The sequence below is a fragment of the Variovorax sp. H27-G14 genome (assembly GCF_046156345.1).
Taxonomy (GTDB): domain Bacteria; phylum Pseudomonadota; class Gammaproteobacteria; order Burkholderiales; family Burkholderiaceae_C; genus Variovorax.
Map to the genome: position 1 here is coordinate 56,116 of NZ_JAYLVN010000021.1, position 13,863 is coordinate 69,978.

General features: G+C 68.2%; 14 protein-coding genes. 7 read left to right on the forward strand and 7 right to left on the reverse strand.

Features of this window, described 5'->3' with window-relative positions:
- The first annotated feature begins 24 nt into the window (after window positions 1–24).
- On the forward strand, window positions 25–2,055 hold the full coding sequence (locus tag VLK31_RS30885; RefSeq protein ID WP_409172303.1) for an acetoacetate--CoA ligase: 2,031 nt from the start codon (window positions 25–27) through the stop codon (window positions 2,053–2,055).
- Between the two features lie 48 nt (window positions 2,056–2,103).
- Here VLK31_RS30885 and VLK31_RS30890 read toward each other — a convergent pair whose 3' ends face one another.
- Together VLK31_RS30890 and VLK31_RS30895 are read right to left on the reverse strand one after the other, a co-directional pair.
- Window positions 2,104–4,044 (reverse strand): adenylate/guanylate cyclase domain-containing protein, encoded by a 1,941-nt coding sequence (locus VLK31_RS30890; RefSeq protein WP_409172304.1) that lies wholly within the window; start codon window positions 4,042–4,044, stop codon window positions 2,104–2,106.
- A gap of 202 nt (window positions 4,045–4,246) precedes the next feature.
- Window positions 4,247–4,957 carry a 2OG-Fe(II) oxygenase gene (locus VLK31_RS30895; RefSeq protein WP_409172305.1) on the reverse strand — a complete coding sequence of 237 codons (711 nt, stop codon included), beginning with the start codon at window positions 4,955–4,957 and terminating at the stop codon, window positions 4,247–4,249.
- Between the two features lie 83 nt (window positions 4,958–5,040).
- Here VLK31_RS30895 and VLK31_RS30900 point away from each other — a divergent pair, with 83 nt between their 5' ends.
- Window positions 5,041–5,544, forward strand: a complete 504-nt coding sequence (locus VLK31_RS30900) for a GFA family protein (RefSeq protein ID WP_409172306.1) — start codon at window positions 5,041–5,043, stop codon at window positions 5,542–5,544.
- A gap of 104 nt (window positions 5,545–5,648) precedes the next feature.
- Here VLK31_RS30900 and VLK31_RS30905 read toward each other — a convergent pair whose 3' ends face one another.
- From VLK31_RS30905 to VLK31_RS30915, 3 genes are all read right to left on the reverse strand, one after another.
- A complete protein-coding gene (locus VLK31_RS30905) occupies window positions 5,649–6,338 on the reverse strand; it encodes a nucleotidyl transferase AbiEii/AbiGii toxin family protein (protein WP_409172307.1) in 690 nt (229 codons plus the stop codon).
- Window positions 6,339–6,357: 19 nt separating this feature from the next.
- Window positions 6,358–6,852, reverse strand: coding sequence for a helix-turn-helix domain-containing protein (locus VLK31_RS30910; protein ID WP_409172308.1), 495 nt, complete (start codon window positions 6,850–6,852; stop codon window positions 6,358–6,360).
- Between the two features lie 72 nt (window positions 6,853–6,924).
- Window positions 6,925–7,851, reverse strand: coding sequence for a LysR substrate-binding domain-containing protein (locus tag VLK31_RS30915; protein ID WP_409172309.1), 927 nt, complete (start codon window positions 7,849–7,851; stop codon window positions 6,925–6,927).
- 184 nt (window positions 7,852–8,035) lie between these two features.
- On the opposite strand from VLK31_RS30915, the gene VLK31_RS30920 reads away from it, so the two are divergent.
- From VLK31_RS30920 to VLK31_RS30940, 5 genes are all read left to right on the forward strand, one after another.
- Window positions 8,036–9,235: an acyl-CoA dehydrogenase gene (locus tag VLK31_RS30920; RefSeq protein ID WP_409172310.1), complete on the forward strand. Its 1,200-nt coding sequence runs from the start codon at window positions 8,036–8,038 to the stop codon at window positions 9,233–9,235.
- Between the two features lie 5 nt (window positions 9,236–9,240).
- Window positions 9,241–10,479 (forward strand): CaiB/BaiF CoA transferase family protein, encoded by a 1,239-nt coding sequence (locus VLK31_RS30925; protein ID WP_409172311.1) that lies wholly within the window; start codon window positions 9,241–9,243, stop codon window positions 10,477–10,479.
- Window positions 10,480–10,765: 286 nt separating this feature from the next.
- Window positions 10,766–11,203: a hypothetical protein gene (locus tag VLK31_RS30930; RefSeq protein WP_409172312.1), complete on the forward strand. Its 438-nt coding sequence runs from the start codon at window positions 10,766–10,768 to the stop codon at window positions 11,201–11,203.
- The gene (locus VLK31_RS30935) at window positions 11,200–11,613 is read left to right on the forward strand and encodes an organic hydroperoxide resistance protein (protein ID WP_409172313.1); all 414 of its coding nucleotides are present in this window, start codon (window positions 11,200–11,202) and stop codon (window positions 11,611–11,613) included. Before VLK31_RS30930 ends, VLK31_RS30935 begins: the two co-directional genes overlap by 4 nt.
- An 88-nt stretch (window positions 11,614–11,701) precedes the next feature.
- Window positions 11,702–12,286 carry a hypothetical protein gene (locus VLK31_RS30940; RefSeq protein ID WP_409172314.1) on the forward strand — a complete coding sequence of 195 codons (585 nt, stop codon included), beginning with the start codon at window positions 11,702–11,704 and terminating at the stop codon, window positions 12,284–12,286.
- 5 nt (window positions 12,287–12,291) lie between these two features.
- Here the strand turns inward: VLK31_RS30940 and VLK31_RS30945 are convergent, their stop codons facing one another.
- On the reverse strand, window positions 12,292–12,750 hold the full coding sequence (locus tag VLK31_RS30945; protein ID WP_409172315.1) for a CopD family protein: 459 nt from the start codon (window positions 12,748–12,750) through the stop codon (window positions 12,292–12,294).
- A 56-nt stretch (window positions 12,751–12,806) separates the two neighbouring features.
- On the reverse strand, window positions 12,807–13,778 hold the full coding sequence (locus VLK31_RS30950) for a LysR family transcriptional regulator (protein ID WP_409172365.1): 972 nt from the start codon (window positions 13,776–13,778) through the stop codon (window positions 12,807–12,809).
- Window positions 13,779–13,863 lie beyond the last annotated feature (85 nt).

Genomic DNA, 13,863 nt, shown 5'->3' on the forward strand with positions numbered 1-13,863 from the left:
GGTTCGCGGCGCTACGCTCGTGCCATGCCAGTCTCCAACCTCTCTCCCGAACTCGCTCCCAACATCCCCCAGATCCGGCTTTATCAGAACTGGCTGCACGAGACGCGCGGCCTCTCGTTCGACAGCTACGACGCCCTGTGGCGCTGGTCCGTCACCGAGCTCGACGCCTTCTGGCAGAGCATCTGGGACTACGCCCGCATCGAATCGCCCACGCCCCATACCGCGGTGCTCGCCGAGTCGCGCATGCCAGGCGCGCGCTGGTTCCCCGGCGCCCAGGTCAACTACGCGCGCGAGGTGCTGCGCCACGTCGACGCGGCGCACGCGGCCGGCATGCCCGCCATGGTGAGCGACAACGAGCGCGGCGAAGTGCGCGAAATGTCGTGGCCTGAAATGCGCCGCCAGGTCGCGTCGGTGGCGCTCACGCTCAAGTCGCTCGGCGTGCAGCGTGGCGACCGCGTGGCGGCCTACCTGCCCAACGTGCCAGAGACCATGGTGGCGTTCCTGGCGTGCTCCAGCATCGGTGCCGTGTGGAGCGTGTGCGCGCCCGACATGGGCACCGCCGCCGTGGCCGACCGCTTCCGCCAGATCGAGCCCAAGGTGCTGATCGCGGTGGACGGCGTGCACTACGGCGGCAAGCCGCTCGACCGCAGCGCCGTGCTGCAGGAGCTGCGCGGGCAACTGCCCAGCGTGAAGAAGCTGCTGCTGGTGAAGTCGCCCTACGCCACGCAGGCCGTGCCGCACGACGTGGAATGGGTGCACGCCACCGACCGCTACGACGACAAGGTCGCGGCCTTCGAGCCCGAGTGGCTGCCCTTCGACCATCCGATCTGGATCGTGTATTCGAGCGGCACCACCGGCCTGCCCAAGCCCATCGTGCACGGGCAGGGCGGCATCATTCTCACCATGCATGCCTGTGGACTGCACAACGACGTGGGCGCGAGCTACGGCGCCAACAACTTCGGCGAGCGGTATCACTGGTACAGCTCCACCGGCTGGGTTATGTGGAACTCGCAGCTCTCTGGCATGGCCTTTGGCGCGACCATCTGCATCTACGACGGCAACCCGGCCGGCAGCAAGGACAAGCCCGACTGGGGCGTGCTGTGGCGCTTTGTGGCGCGCCACAAGGTCACCTTCTTCGGCGCGGGCGCGGCCTACTTCACCAACTGCATGAAGGCCGGCCTGGTGGCGAAGGACTGCGGCGACCTGTCACGCGTGCGCGCACTCGGAAGCACCGGCTCGCCGTTGCCCGAAGAGGTGCAGCGCTGGGGCTCGCGGCAGCTGCTGGAGGCCGGCGCCAAGCACGTGTGGTGGTGCAACATTTCAGGCGGCACCGACTTCTGCGGCGCCTTCGTCGGTGGCAACCGAGACCTGCCCGAAGTGCCGGGCCAGATGCAGTGCCGCGAGCTGGGCCACGCGGTCGAGGCCTGGAACGAAAGCGGCCAGCCGGTCATCGGCGAAGTGGGCGAGCTGGTCTGCACGCAGCCCATTCCGTCGATGCCGCTGTACCTGTGGGGCGACGAAGGCAACGCGCGCTACCTGTCGAGCTACTTCGACACCTACCCCGGCGTGTGGCGCCACGGCGACTGGATCAAGATCGGCACGGACGGCGGCTGCGTCATCTACGGCCGAAGCGACGCCACCATCAACCGGCAGGGCCTGCGCATGGGCACCAGCGAGATCTACAGCGCGGTCGAAGGCCTGCCCGAGGTGCTCGATTCGATGGTGGTCGATCTCGAATACCTCGGCCGCGACAGCTACATGCCGCTGTTCGTGGTGCTGCGCCCGGGCGTGGCGCTGGACGACGCGATGCGCGCAAAGCTCAACAACGCCATCAAGACCTCGCTGTCGCCGCGCTTCGTGCCCAACGATATCTTTGCGGTGGCCGAAATTCCGCGCACGCTCTCGGGCAAGAAGCAGGAGCTGCCGATCAAGAAGCTGCTGCTGGGCCAGCCGATAGAGAAGGTGGTCAACCGCGAGGCCATGGCCAACCCGGCCAGCCTCGACTGGTACGTGGCGTTCGCGGCGCAGCGCGCGGCCACGGCCGCCGCTGCATGATGCGGCGCGCACGAGGGCGCAAAGGCGCGAATGCGCTTTCGCGCCGCCTTAGGCCGTCATCAGCTCGTAGAGCACCATGCGCGTCTGCCGCCCGCGCAGCTCCACCAGCTCTTCGATGCGCCGTGCGTGCAGCCGGCCGGCCAGGCCGGCAAAGGTTTCTTCCGACATCAGCATCTGCGTGCCCAGCTGCTTGTTGATGCCTTCGATGCGGCTCGCCACGTTGATGACGTCGCCGAACGCGGTGTAAGAAAGCCGGTCGTTCGAGCCCAGCACCCCCGCGATCACCGTGCCCGTGTGAATGCCCACGCGCGTGCGGAACTCTGGCAGGCCTTCTTGCTGCCACTTGCGGTTGAGCTCGTTCATTTCCACATGCAGCTCCAGCGCGGCCAGGCAGGCCTGGTACTCGGCGTCGGGCAGGTCGGCGGGCGCGCCCCACAGCACCATGATGCCGTCGCCGATGAACTTGTCGACCACGCCGCCGTGCCGCGCGAAGATGCCGGTGGCCAGGTTGAAGTAGTCGGTCAGCATGCCCACCAGCACGTCGGTGTCGAGCGACTCCGAGATCGAGGTGAAGCCCTCCACGTCGGTGAACATCACCGTGATGCGGCGCGGCGAGCCTTTGGGCGCAATGGCATGGCCTTCCGCAATCAGCTGGTTGATCACGGCCACCGGCACGAACTTGCTGAAGGCCCGCAGGCTGCGCGCCGAGTCGTCCAGCGCCTGGTCGAGGTGCTGGATCTCCAGCACGCGGCTGGGCTCGCGCGGCAGGTTGTCCAGCTCAAGCAGGCCGATGCGCCGCGCGATGTGCGAGAGGTTCTCCACCGGCGAGGTCACCAGCCTGGACAGCTTCAGCGACATGAACAGCGCGCTCGCCAGAAAGCCCAGCGCCAGCAGCAGACCCCACAGCACCGCGCGGCGCAGGTCGCCCAGCAGCATGTCTTCGGGCACCCAGCTCACCAGCTGCCAGCCGGTGGCGGGAATGCGCGAGGTCTGCACCAGGTAGCGGCGCCCCTCGTGGGCGAACGAGAACGCGGTGTCCTCGCTGCTGCTGGCCGTGCCGTCGGCCACCATGTGCGCATGCAGCGCGCCAAGCACGCCGCTGGGCGCGTCCAGCCTGTGCAGCACGCCGGGCGTGTCGCTGCGCGCGAGCACGCGGGCATCGGCGCTCAGCAGCGCGCTGTCGCCGTAGCCGGCGCTGTTGAACTGCCGCACGAAGTCGGACAGCCGCCCCAGCGACACGTCGCCCGCCACCACCAGCGACTGCGGGCTGCTGTCGGCATAGCGGCGCTTGCTGGGCAGCGCATAGGTCACGCCCAGCTCCTGCGCGGCGGCAAACACGTAGGGCTGCGTCCAGATGGGCCCTTGCTTGCTGCTGGCCTGCAGGTACCAGCTGCGCTGCGTCGGGTTGTAGCTGCTGCGGTACGAGGCAATGCGCTGCGTGGCGTAGCGCTGCTGCACATCGGCCTCGGCGTCTGGCGGCAGCTTGTATTGCCAGGTCTCGGTGGTGAAGCTGGCGCCAAGCTCGATGTGGCGCATGGCCGGCACCGGGTAGCGCAGGGCCATCAGCATCTGGCCCTGCTCGTTGCTCACGTAGATGCTGTCGAGCTCGGGCGACTGCTGCAGCAGCGTCCACAGCAGCTCGGCCGTGCGCTCCGACTGATCGCCCGCGGGCCGCAGGGTGGGCGCCGTGCCCACCGCGTTGACGACCGATTCGGCCTTCAGCAAAAAGGCCAGCACCTTGTCCTCGGTGCGGTCGTGGCCCGACTTGTGCGCCGACACGCCGATGCGCGACACCAGCCGCTGCGAGCCCCAGTAGCCCAGCGACACCAGCAGCAGCGACTGGGCCAGGGCCACGGCGCTCACGATGGTGCCCACGTCGACCCTGAAACGGCGCGAGCGCCCGGGCGGTGGTGCCGCCGGCGCAGCGGTGGCGGGTTCGATCGGCGGCTTTCCCGCCCTGCCCGGAGGTCCGGACGAGTTCTTGTGCATACAGCTCCCTGACGTTCACGCGAACACACCCGCAACGCCAGGGCTGTGGGTCGGCCTGCGGCGGGGCTCACGGCCCTGATCGTGCGTGTCGGGGATCCGGGTGAGTGCCGAAGGCGGGCGGATTTTCGCTTGTCCAGGGTTCTTCTCGTGCGAAGGGTCTTGGGCGCGGCCCGCTCGTGGGTTGCCACATGAAGTGCCCGCGCTAGCGCGCGTCGTGAAAGATCAGCCCCAGCGTGTGCCGCTGCCCCGAGCGCAGGCGGCTCACGCCGTGGCGCATCGTCACGCGGTAGCTGCCGCGCGTGCCCGCCACCGGCCGCTGGTTGACCGCGAAGATCACCGCCTCGCCCTGGGCCAGCGACACCACCTCGGCGCGCGACTGCATGCGCGGGCGCTGCTCGGTCAGCACGAACTCCCCGCCCGTGAAGTCGCGCCCCGGCTCGCTCAGCAGCACCGTGAGCTGCAGCGGAAACTGCAGGTCGCCGTACAGGTCCTGGTGCAGGCAGTTGTAGTCGCCCTCGCCGTAGCGCAGCAGCAGCGGGGTGGGGCGCAGTTGCCCCGCCGCATGGCAGCGCGCCAGGTAGGCCGCATGGTCCGGCGGGTAGTCGCCCGGCTGGCCCATGGCGACGGCCCAGGCATTGGCCAGCGGCGCCAGGCGGGCATACAGCGCGCCGCGCCACGCGGCGAGCTTCTTCGGCAGCGGGTTCGCAAAGTACTGGTACTCGCCCTGGCCGAAGCCGTGGCGCTGCATCACCACGCGGCTGCGAAAGCGCGGGGCCTCGTCGTACATGGCGGTGAGCGCGGCGCATTCCTCGGGCGTGAAGAGCGCGCCCGTGGTGGCGCAGCCGCGTGCGGCAAGGTCGTTTTCGATGCGGGGCCAGTCGAGTGCGTCGACCTGGGAGGCGGGAGATGTCATGGCCGCAGTGTCTCGTTTTCGAATGCGAAAGACGCGCCGTTTTCGGACGTGGTTTTTCGATGCGCGCGGGTTAGATTCAACGCATGAGCACACCCGATACGTCCTTCGATTCCACCGCCGCCGACTGGCAACTCCCCTGGGAGGGCGGCTGCCGCTGCGGCCAGGTCCGCCTGCGCATCACGGCGGCGCCGCTGCTGGCCATGGCGTGCCATTGCACCGGCTGCCAGCGCATGACCGCGAGCGCCTTCTCGCTCTCGCTCGCCATCCCCACGCCGGGCTTCGAGGTGACGGCCGGCGAGCCGGTCATCGGCGGCATGCATGGTGACTCGCACCACAGCTTCTGCCCGCATTGCAAGAGCTGGCTGTTCACCCGAACCGAAGGCCTCGACTATTTCGTGAACCTTCGCGCCAGCGCGCTCGACCGTCACGAGTGGTTCGTGCCCTTCGTCGAAACCTGGACCGACGAGAAGCTGCCATGGGCCGCCACCTCGGCCAGGCACAGCTTTGGCGCCTTGCCTGCGATGGACGCCTTTCCGGCGTTGATCGAGGCGTTTGCGACGGAAGGTGCGCGGCCTGCGAAGGGCTGAAGGCTGGCCTGATTCATAGCGGCCCGTCGGTGTGCGTCAGCACTTGGTGCATGCGCCATTCGCAGTCGAAGCGGCTGTCGCGTGGCGAAGATTCTTTCGCTGACTCAGCTTTGGCGCGGCATGCGCAGTAGCAGGGCCTTGATGTGCTTGCGCAGCAAGGCCGGCGGAATCGAAGGCGACATCTGCAGCATGGCCATGCATCGCGTCATGCGGTCGGGCCGCGTCAGCAGCGCATCGGCCGCCTTTGCAAGGTCGGCGATGACGTTGTCGCCGTAGGCCAGCCGGGCCTTGTCCACGGCCCGTTGGAGCAACGCCTTGCCCGGCTGCATCAGGGCCAGATCGATCAGGTCGCGACTGAACACGCTGTCGTCGGCCCAGCGGTCGGAGTTGGCGAGCAGCTTGCTCGCTGCCATGTCGAGCGGGGTGAGGGTGGCAACCTCGCCGATGCGGTCTGTCGGCCCCGGTGCTTCGAGCGCGATGCGTGCTTCGAGCACGATCTCGAACTTGATCTCCGTCTCGTCCACGAGAACAGCGGTGCGAATGCCGTACTGGTCGGCACGCACCTCGCGCGCTTGCCGCAGTTCGGCGCCTTCCCTTGCGAGTGCATGCAGGCCTTCACGGGCGGTGGCCAACTGGCGCAGGCTGCGGTAGCCCGCCACGTCGGAAACCAGGAAATCGATGTCCACCGATTCACGGTACTCGCCATGGCGAAGCGCCATGGCCGTGTCACCGCCGAAGAGGCAGTGGTTGCTTGCCAGCAAGCTCGCGTTCAGCGCCGCCAGCACCCGTGCCACTTGGCGGTGATGCGCGCGCTCAAACATCCAGCGGCTTTCGCCCGAGCGCGCGGGCCAGGTCGGCCAGCAGTTGGCGTTCGTGGTCTTGAAGGGCGGACGGGTCGGCGTGGCGCCAGTTGCGTTCGTAGGTGCCCCAGGCCTCCTGCGGCGTGAGCTCTGCGTCCGCAGGCAACTGCCAGGCGAGGCGGCGCAACTCAGGGTAGTCGGCGAGGCGGACGGTTTCAGTTGGGGCGCGTGGTGGCGTGGGTGCCGACGCCTTGCCGCTGGCGCCCTCGGTGGGCGCCACCACTGCCACATCCAGCCCCAGTGCCGCCAGGGCGTTCATGTAGGCCCCCATGGTGACGGACGGCTCCCCGCGCTCGATCCGGTGCAGCGTCATGCGCGACATGCCCGCTGCCTCGGCCGTGGTGGTGGCGCTGATCTTCAGCGCCTTTCGACGGGCATGGATATGCCGGCCAAAGGCTTCAAGGCGTCGGCTGGCGCCTGGGGCGGTGGGAGGGGAGGTAGACGGCATTTTTGTATCTCATGTTAGACATATTCAAATAAATGTCCAGAATGAGAGACTTTGGTGCGTGTTGGCGTTGGCTCAATGAGCGCCCTGGCCCTGCCGCGCCTCCCCAAGCAACCATCCACTGAACAACTTCAAAAGCGGCCGCTGATCGGCCCGCTCCGGCGTCACCAGGTAGTAATTGCGCTCGCCCGACAGCGGCCTTGCGCAGGCCACCACCAGCTCGCCGCGCGCCAGTTCGTCCGCCACCAGCATCGTCGGCATCAGCGCCACGCCCAGGCCGTGCGATGCCGCCGCGGCGAGGATGGAGAACAGCTCGTAGCGCGGCCCGCCGCGTGCGTTGGGCGCATCGATCTGCTGCGCGTCGAACCACTGGCGCCAGCCGTCGGGCCGCGTGCTCTGCTGCAGCAGCGGCATCTTCGCGATGGCGGCGGGGGCGACGGCTTTTCCCTTGTGCTTGTGAAATTGCAGCAACGACGGGCTGCACACCGGCACCACGTCTTCGTGCATCAGCAGCAGCGCGCGCGTGCCGGCCCAGTTCTCCACCTGCGCGGGCGTGCCGGCGTACAGCGCGGCGTCGAACTCCGCGTCGGCAAACAGAAAAGGCCGCGTGCGCGTCTCGATGTGCACCACCACGTCGGGCTGCAGCGCCGCAAAGCCCTTCAGCCGCGGCATCAGCCAACGGGTGGCGAAGGTGGGCACGGCCGCCAGCGAGAGCGAACCGCCTTCGCCCTGGTGGGCCATGGCGTCGAGCGCGTCGCGCTCCATGGCCTGCAGCCGCTGGGCCGTTTGCCGCGCATAGGCCGCGCCGCTGGCAGTAAGCGCCACGCCGTGGCGCGTGCGGCGAAACAGCGACACGCCCAGAAAGGCCTCCAGCGTGCCGATCTGGCGCGACACCGCGCTCTGCGTAAGGGCCAGTTCCTGCGCGGCGCGCGTGTAGCTCTCGTGGCGCGCGGCGGCGTCGAAGCACACCAGGGTCTGCAGCGGGGGGATCTTGCGGCGCATGTATGCCTGAAAAGTAGGAATGGAGCCCGGGTTCACCAATGAAGATGCCGCCCGAACATCTTGCAAGACATTCTATGAACGCATATCTGGGTGCGCAATCGTCGTTTGCGTCAGGGTGCCTGCGTGGCTAGGATCGACCGATTCCCGTCTTTTTCTCTTTTCCCCCTCATTCCGGAGACAGCACATGGCCGCCAAAGCGCAATTCCACTGGGACGATCCCCTTCTTCTCGACCAGCAACTGACCGACGAAGAACGCATGATCCGCGACGCGGCCAATGCCTATTGCCAGGAGCGCCTGGCGCCCCGCGTCATCGAAGGCTTTCGCTCCGGTGAAACCGACCCCGCCATCTTTCGCGAAATGGGCGCGCTCGGCCTGCTCGGCCCCACGATCCCCGAAGAGTACGGCGGCCCCGGCCTCAACTACGTGGCCTACGGCCTGATTGCCCGCGAAGTCGAACGCGTCGACTCGGGCTACCGCTCGATGGCCAGCGTGCAAAGCTCGCTGGTGATGGTGCCGATCTTCGAATTCGGCACCGAAGGCCAGAAGCAGAAGTTCTTGCCCAAGCTCGCCACCGGCGAATGGATCGGCTGCTTCGGCCTGACCGAACCCGACCATGGCTCCGACCCCGGCAGCATGGCCACGCGCGCCAAGAAGGTGCCGGGCGGCTACTCGCTGAGCGGCTCGAAGATGTGGATCAGCAACTCCCCCATTGCCGATGTGTTCGTGGTGTGGGCCAAGGAAGTCAGCGAAAGCGGCGCGGTCGGCCCCATTCGCGGCTTTGTGCTCGAAAAGGGCATGAAGGGCCTGAGCGCCCCGGCCATTCACGGCAAGGTCGGCCTGCGCGCCAGCATCACCGGTGAAATCGTCATGGACGGCGTGTTCTGCCCCGAGGAAAACGCCTTCCCCGAAGTGCAAGGCCTGAAGGGCCCGTTCACCTGCCTGAACAGCGCCCGCTACGGCATCTCCTGGGGCGCCCTGGGTGCCGCCGAAGACTGCTGGCACCGCGCCCGCCAGTACACGCTGGACCGCAAGCAGTTCGGCCGCCCGCTCGCGGCCAACCAGCTCATTCAAAAGAAGCTGGCCGACATGCAGACCGAGATCACGCTGGGCCTGCAAGGCAGCCTGCGCCTGGGCCGCATGAAGGACGAAGGCACGGCCGCGGTGGAAATCACCTCGATCATGAAGCGCAACAACTGCGGCAAGTCGCTGGACATTGCCCGGATGGCGCGCGACATGATGGGCGGCAACGGCATCAGCGACGAGTTCGGCGTGGCACGCCACCTGGTGAACCTGGAAGTAGTGAACACCTACGAAGGCACGCACGACATCCACGCGCTCATCCTGGGCCGCGCCATCACGGGCATTGCAGCTTTCGCCAACTGACACGCATGACAACCAAGCCCGCAGCACTCGACGGCATCAAGGTCCTGGATCTGTCCCGCGTGCTCGCGGGCCCGTGGTGCACGCAGATCCTGGCGGACCTGGGCGCCGACGTCGTGAAGATCGAACGCCCCGGCGTCGGTGACGACACGCGCACCTGGGGACCGCCCTTCATCAAGGACGCGCACGGCAACGACACCGACCAGGCCAGCTACTTCACCGCCTGCAACCGCAACAAGCGCTCGGTCACCATCGACATGGCCACGCCCGACGGGCAGGCGCTGTTGAAGCAAATGGCGGCGCAGGCCGACATCGTGGTGGAGAACTTCAAGACCGGCGGCCTCGCGCAATACGGCCTCGACCAGGAAAGCCTGCGCGCCGCAAACCCGCGCCTCATCTATTGCAGCGTGACCGGCTTCGGCCATGATGGCCCTTATGCCGAGCGCGCCGGCTACGACCTGATGATCCAGGCCATGACCGGCATGATGAGCATCACCGGTCGCCCCGACGACGTGCCCGGCGGCGGCCCGCTGCGCGTGGGCGTGGCGCTCACCGACCTGTTCACCGGCGTCTACGCCAGCACCGCCATCCTGGCGGCGCTGCAGGTGCGCGACCGCACCGGCGAAGGCCAGCACATCGACATGGCGCTGCTCGACGTGGGCATGGCCATTCTTGCGAACCAGGCCAGCGCGTTTCTCAACACCGGCAACGCGCCCGGCCGCCAGGGCAACACGCACCCGAGCCTGGCGCCGTACCAGGACTTTCCGACGCAAGACGGCGCCATGCTGCTGGCCGTCGGCAACAACGGCCAGTTCACGCGCTTTTGCGAAGCGGCCGGCCACCCTGAGTGGGCGAGCGACGCGCGCTTTGCCACCAACACGCTGCGCGTGAAGCACCGCCTGGTGCTGATCCCGATGATGGAAGAACTCACGCGCACCCGCACCACGGCCGCATGGGTCACGCTGCTCGAAGACAAGGCCGTGCCCTGCGGCCCCATCAACGACATTGCGCAGGCCTTCGACGATGCGCAGGTGAAGGCACGCGGCCTGAAGGTGACGCTGCCGCGCGATGCGGGCGACGGCATTGCCAGCATCACCGGCGTGGCAAGCCCGCTGCGCCTGTCGGCCACGCCGCCGGTGCTGCGCCATGCACCGCCGGCACTGGGCCAGCACACGCAGCAGGTGCTGGCGGAAATGGGCATCGACGCAGCCCGCTTCGACGCCCTGCGCGCAGCCGGCGTGGTCTGACGCAGCGGCCCTGCGTTCGACGGCAACAACGCCGTCGAACGCAGGCCCCGGCTGCCTGTCAGCCGTTCGGCGACCCTTTGGTTGCCGCACCTTCTCCGCACCTTCTCCGCTCATTTGTACGCCACTGTGTCTGCATGACGCAGCGCACACACGCGCATGCAAAACCGCGGGTGGTTCGACACATCGCGGATACAGCCGGTCGATGTAATTCATGCATCGCCACCGATGCACACACGCAGGAGGCGATGGAACCCAACCAACCCCTTCCTCCTTGAAAGACATCGCCATGAAAACCACCCGCCTCCTGATGACCGCCGCCGCACTTTCCTTCGTTGCCCTCGGCGCCAGCGCAGAGAGCTACCAGGGCGTGCTGCAGTTCCAGTCGTCCGCAAGCCGCGCCGCCGTGCAGGCCGGCGCTGTCGTCGCTGCCCACGGCACCGACCCGTATGCCGAAGGCGCCTCCGCCGGCGTGCCCACGGTGGTGGCCGGTCTCGGCGACCGTGCACAGGCCCGCGCCAACGCCATTGCCGCGGCCCGTGCCGGCAACATCTACGGCGATGGCGCGGTGCCGGCCCGTCCGAGCGTTTTGCCAGCACGCAGGACCGCGCCACCGTGCGCGCCCAGGCCGTGGCCGCCGCGCACGGCATCGACCGCCTGGCGCTCTGAGCCTCGAGCGCACCAGTCACCCGTTCACGAGCCCCAGCGTTCCAAGGAATCCCCATGACCGACAAGCAAGTTCTCTACACCGGCAAGACCCACACCACCGGCGGGCGCCTGGGTGCCTCGCGCAGCAGCGACGGCCACCTCGACATTGCGCTGTCGCCGCCCGGCGGCAACGGCACGGGCACCAACCCCGAGCAGCTGTTCGCGGCGGGCTGGTCGGCCTGCTTCATCGGCGCCATGGGCAAGGCGGCCGGGGCGCTGAAGGTCAAGCTGCCGGCCGACCTGGCGGTGGATGCCGAGGTCGACCTCGCGCTGGAAGAAGGCCAGTACTTTCTGCAGGCGCGCCTGAACGTGAGCCTGCCGGGTCTGGACCGCGACACCGCGCGCAGCATCGTCCACACCGCGCACCAGACCTGCCCGTATTCCAAGCTCACGCGCGGCAACATCGAGGTCGAGCTGAACCTGGTCTGAGCACGGGAGCGGGCCTGGGCTTCGTGGAGAATCGGCGCGCGCCACCGCACACGGCGGCGCGTACAACAATTCTTCAGGGAGCTTTCCAATGTCCGAACACCCATTCGCCGCGCGCGTTGCCGCGCGGCTTTGCTTTGTCGTTTCCGCAGTGGCCGCGGCCGCATTGCTGGCCGCCTGCGGCTCGCGCCAACCCGCACCGCCCGAGCCGCCGCCGGCCACGGCCACGCCGCGCAACAGCGTGGTCATGCCCGCCATTGCCTACGGCACCACGGCCAAGGGCCTGCAACTGACGAAGGCCGACGACGCGTGCGACGTGCCCGCGTCGCTGCGCCAGGCCGTGCAGGACCAGTTGCTCGACCCCTACGAATTTGTGCTGACGCCACCGGCCCCCGCCGCGGCGCAGGCCGCGCCGCTGCTGAAACTGGAGATCACCGACCTGCTCGCGAACGCGGGCGGGCTGTACGGCGGCCCCAAGATCGTTCAGCTTCGCGGCACGCTGGAGCGCCAGGGGCAAGCGCCCGCCAGGTTCACCGCGCAGCGCCAGATGTTCATCTACTTCGGCATACCGCGCAGCACCTGCAGCATGGTCGGTGTCGTGACCTACAAGCTGGGCGAAGACATCGCGCAGTGGCTGGTGAAGCCGGTCGACGGCGCGGTGCTGGGGGAGCGCTAAGAGGGCTAACCCGCGCGGCCGATGATGGCCACGCCGAACACCAGCACCCCCAGTGCCAGGTTCACCATCACCAACTGGCGCACGGTGTTGAGCAGCGCGGCGGCCTTCGGCCACGCGCTTTCTTCCACCGCCCGCCGCATCGCCTTGAACACCGACGCGCGGATGTAGGCGTAGATCGCGGCCATCACGATCGCGATGCCCATCATGGCCTGCACGCGCCAGTGCACGCCGCGAAAGCCGCCGGTCGCCAGGATCATCACCACGCCGGTCACGAACAGCAGCGTGACCGACGCGTCCACCGCCATGAAAAAGCGCCGCAGCGTCGCGGCCATCATGCGCAGGCGCAGCGGCGGCTCCAGCGTGGCGACGGCGGAGGGGCGCACCGCAAAGTGCAGGGTGGCCATGCCGCCGACCCAGAAGGCGGCGCACAGCAGGTGAATGAAAAGTGCAATGACGTAGGACATGGGGACCGATCAGAACACCGAACGCGCGCAGCGCGCAACGTGGCTGACCAGGGGGCCTATGCCGCCACCGCGCGCTTGCGCGTGGCCGGCCGCTTCTCCAGGCCCGGCGTGGTCAGTTCGGCATAGCGCCGCATGTCCGCCACGATGCGCCGCAGCAGCTCCGCCGCGGCCGGCGACAGCATGCGTCCGTGCCGCGACACGATGTGCGAGCGGCCCTGCGACAGCAGCGGGTTCTTCATCGGCAGCTCGACCAGCGCGGGGTGCGAGGCGCTCGCCGTGAGCGCGATGCGCGTGCCCAGCGCGTAGCCCAGCCCCGCCGACACGAAGTGCCCCAGCGCGCCAAAGGAGGTGGTGGTCAGCACCGAGGGCAGGCGCACACCCTCGCTGATTTCGGCCGCCTCGATGTGCTGGCGCACGCCGAAGTTGCGGTGCAGCGTGGCGCCGGGGTAGGGCAGCAGGTCGGCCAGCTTCAGCGGGCGGCCCAACTGCGCGAGCGGGTGCGAGGCCAGCACCAGCGCCTGGATCGGCTGCGGGTGCGACTGGTGCGAGGTGAGCCGCTCGTCCTTGGGCGGCTGAAACAGCATGCCGATGTGCGCGCGCTCTTCCACCACGCGCTGCACGATCTCGTCGGTGCTGGCCACGTCCAGGTCGACGGTGATCTTCGGGTGCGTGCTCATGAAGTCGCGCAGGCTGTGGCGCATGAGCCAGTCCACATAGCCCTCGCCCGCCACCACGTCGATGTGGCCGCGCTCGATCTTGCGGATGCTGTCCATCTGCGCCATGAGGTGCTGCTTCTGGCTGTTCTGGCGGCGCACGTAGCCGGCCAGCATCTGGCCCGCGTCGGTGGGCACCACGCCGCGGCCGTGGCGCTCCAGCAGGGGCACGCCGCATTCCTGCTCCAGCAGGCCGATGGCGCGGCTCACGGCCGAGGGGTCCATGTCGAGCACGTCGGCCGCGCCGCGCACCGAGCCGCTGTCCAGCACCTGCATGAAGTAGCGCACACGGCGCGTGTCGAGCTTGTCGTCCATGGGGGTGGCGCCGGTCAGCGCTTGCGAGTGTTGCATTTCATGCATCGAATATCCCGATTTACGGTCATTGATGCAAGAGGCCTGC

Excerpts from the sequence above, each read along its gene's own strand:
- VLK31_RS30885 (WP_409172303.1), top strand. The coding sequence starts at position 25 with ATGCCAGTCTCCAACCTCTCTCCCGAACTCGCTCCCAACATCCCCCAG.
- VLK31_RS30890 (WP_409172304.1), bottom strand. The coding sequence starts at position 4,044 with ATGCACAAGAACTCGTCCGGACCTCCGGGCAGGGCGGGAAAGCCGCCG.
- VLK31_RS30895 (WP_409172305.1), bottom strand. The coding sequence starts at position 4,957 with ATGACATCTCCCGCCTCCCAGGTCGACGCACTCGACTGGCCCCGCATC.
- VLK31_RS30900 (WP_409172306.1), top strand. The coding sequence starts at position 5,041 with ATGAGCACACCCGATACGTCCTTCGATTCCACCGCCGCCGACTGGCAA.
- VLK31_RS30910 (WP_409172308.1), bottom strand. The coding sequence starts at position 6,852 with ATGCCGTCTACCTCCCCTCCCACCGCCCCAGGCGCCAGCCGACGCCTT.
- VLK31_RS30915 (WP_409172309.1), bottom strand. The coding sequence starts at position 7,851 with ATGCGCCGCAAGATCCCCCCGCTGCAGACCCTGGTGTGCTTCGACGCC.
- VLK31_RS30920 (WP_409172310.1), top strand. The coding sequence starts at position 8,036 with ATGGCCGCCAAAGCGCAATTCCACTGGGACGATCCCCTTCTTCTCGAC.
- VLK31_RS30925 (WP_409172311.1), top strand. The coding sequence starts at position 9,241 with ATGACAACCAAGCCCGCAGCACTCGACGGCATCAAGGTCCTGGATCTG.
- VLK31_RS30930 (WP_409172312.1), top strand. The coding sequence starts at position 10,766 with ATGAAAACCACCCGCCTCCTGATGACCGCCGCCGCACTTTCCTTCGTT.
- VLK31_RS30935 (WP_409172313.1), top strand. The coding sequence starts at position 11,200 with ATGACCGACAAGCAAGTTCTCTACACCGGCAAGACCCACACCACCGGC.
- VLK31_RS30940 (WP_409172314.1), top strand. The coding sequence starts at position 11,702 with ATGTCCGAACACCCATTCGCCGCGCGCGTTGCCGCGCGGCTTTGCTTT.
- VLK31_RS30945 (WP_409172315.1), bottom strand. The coding sequence starts at position 12,750 with ATGTCCTACGTCATTGCACTTTTCATTCACCTGCTGTGCGCCGCCTTC.
- VLK31_RS30950 (WP_409172365.1), bottom strand. The coding sequence starts at position 13,778 with ATGGACGACAAGCTCGACACGCGCCGTGTGCGCTACTTCATGCAGGTG.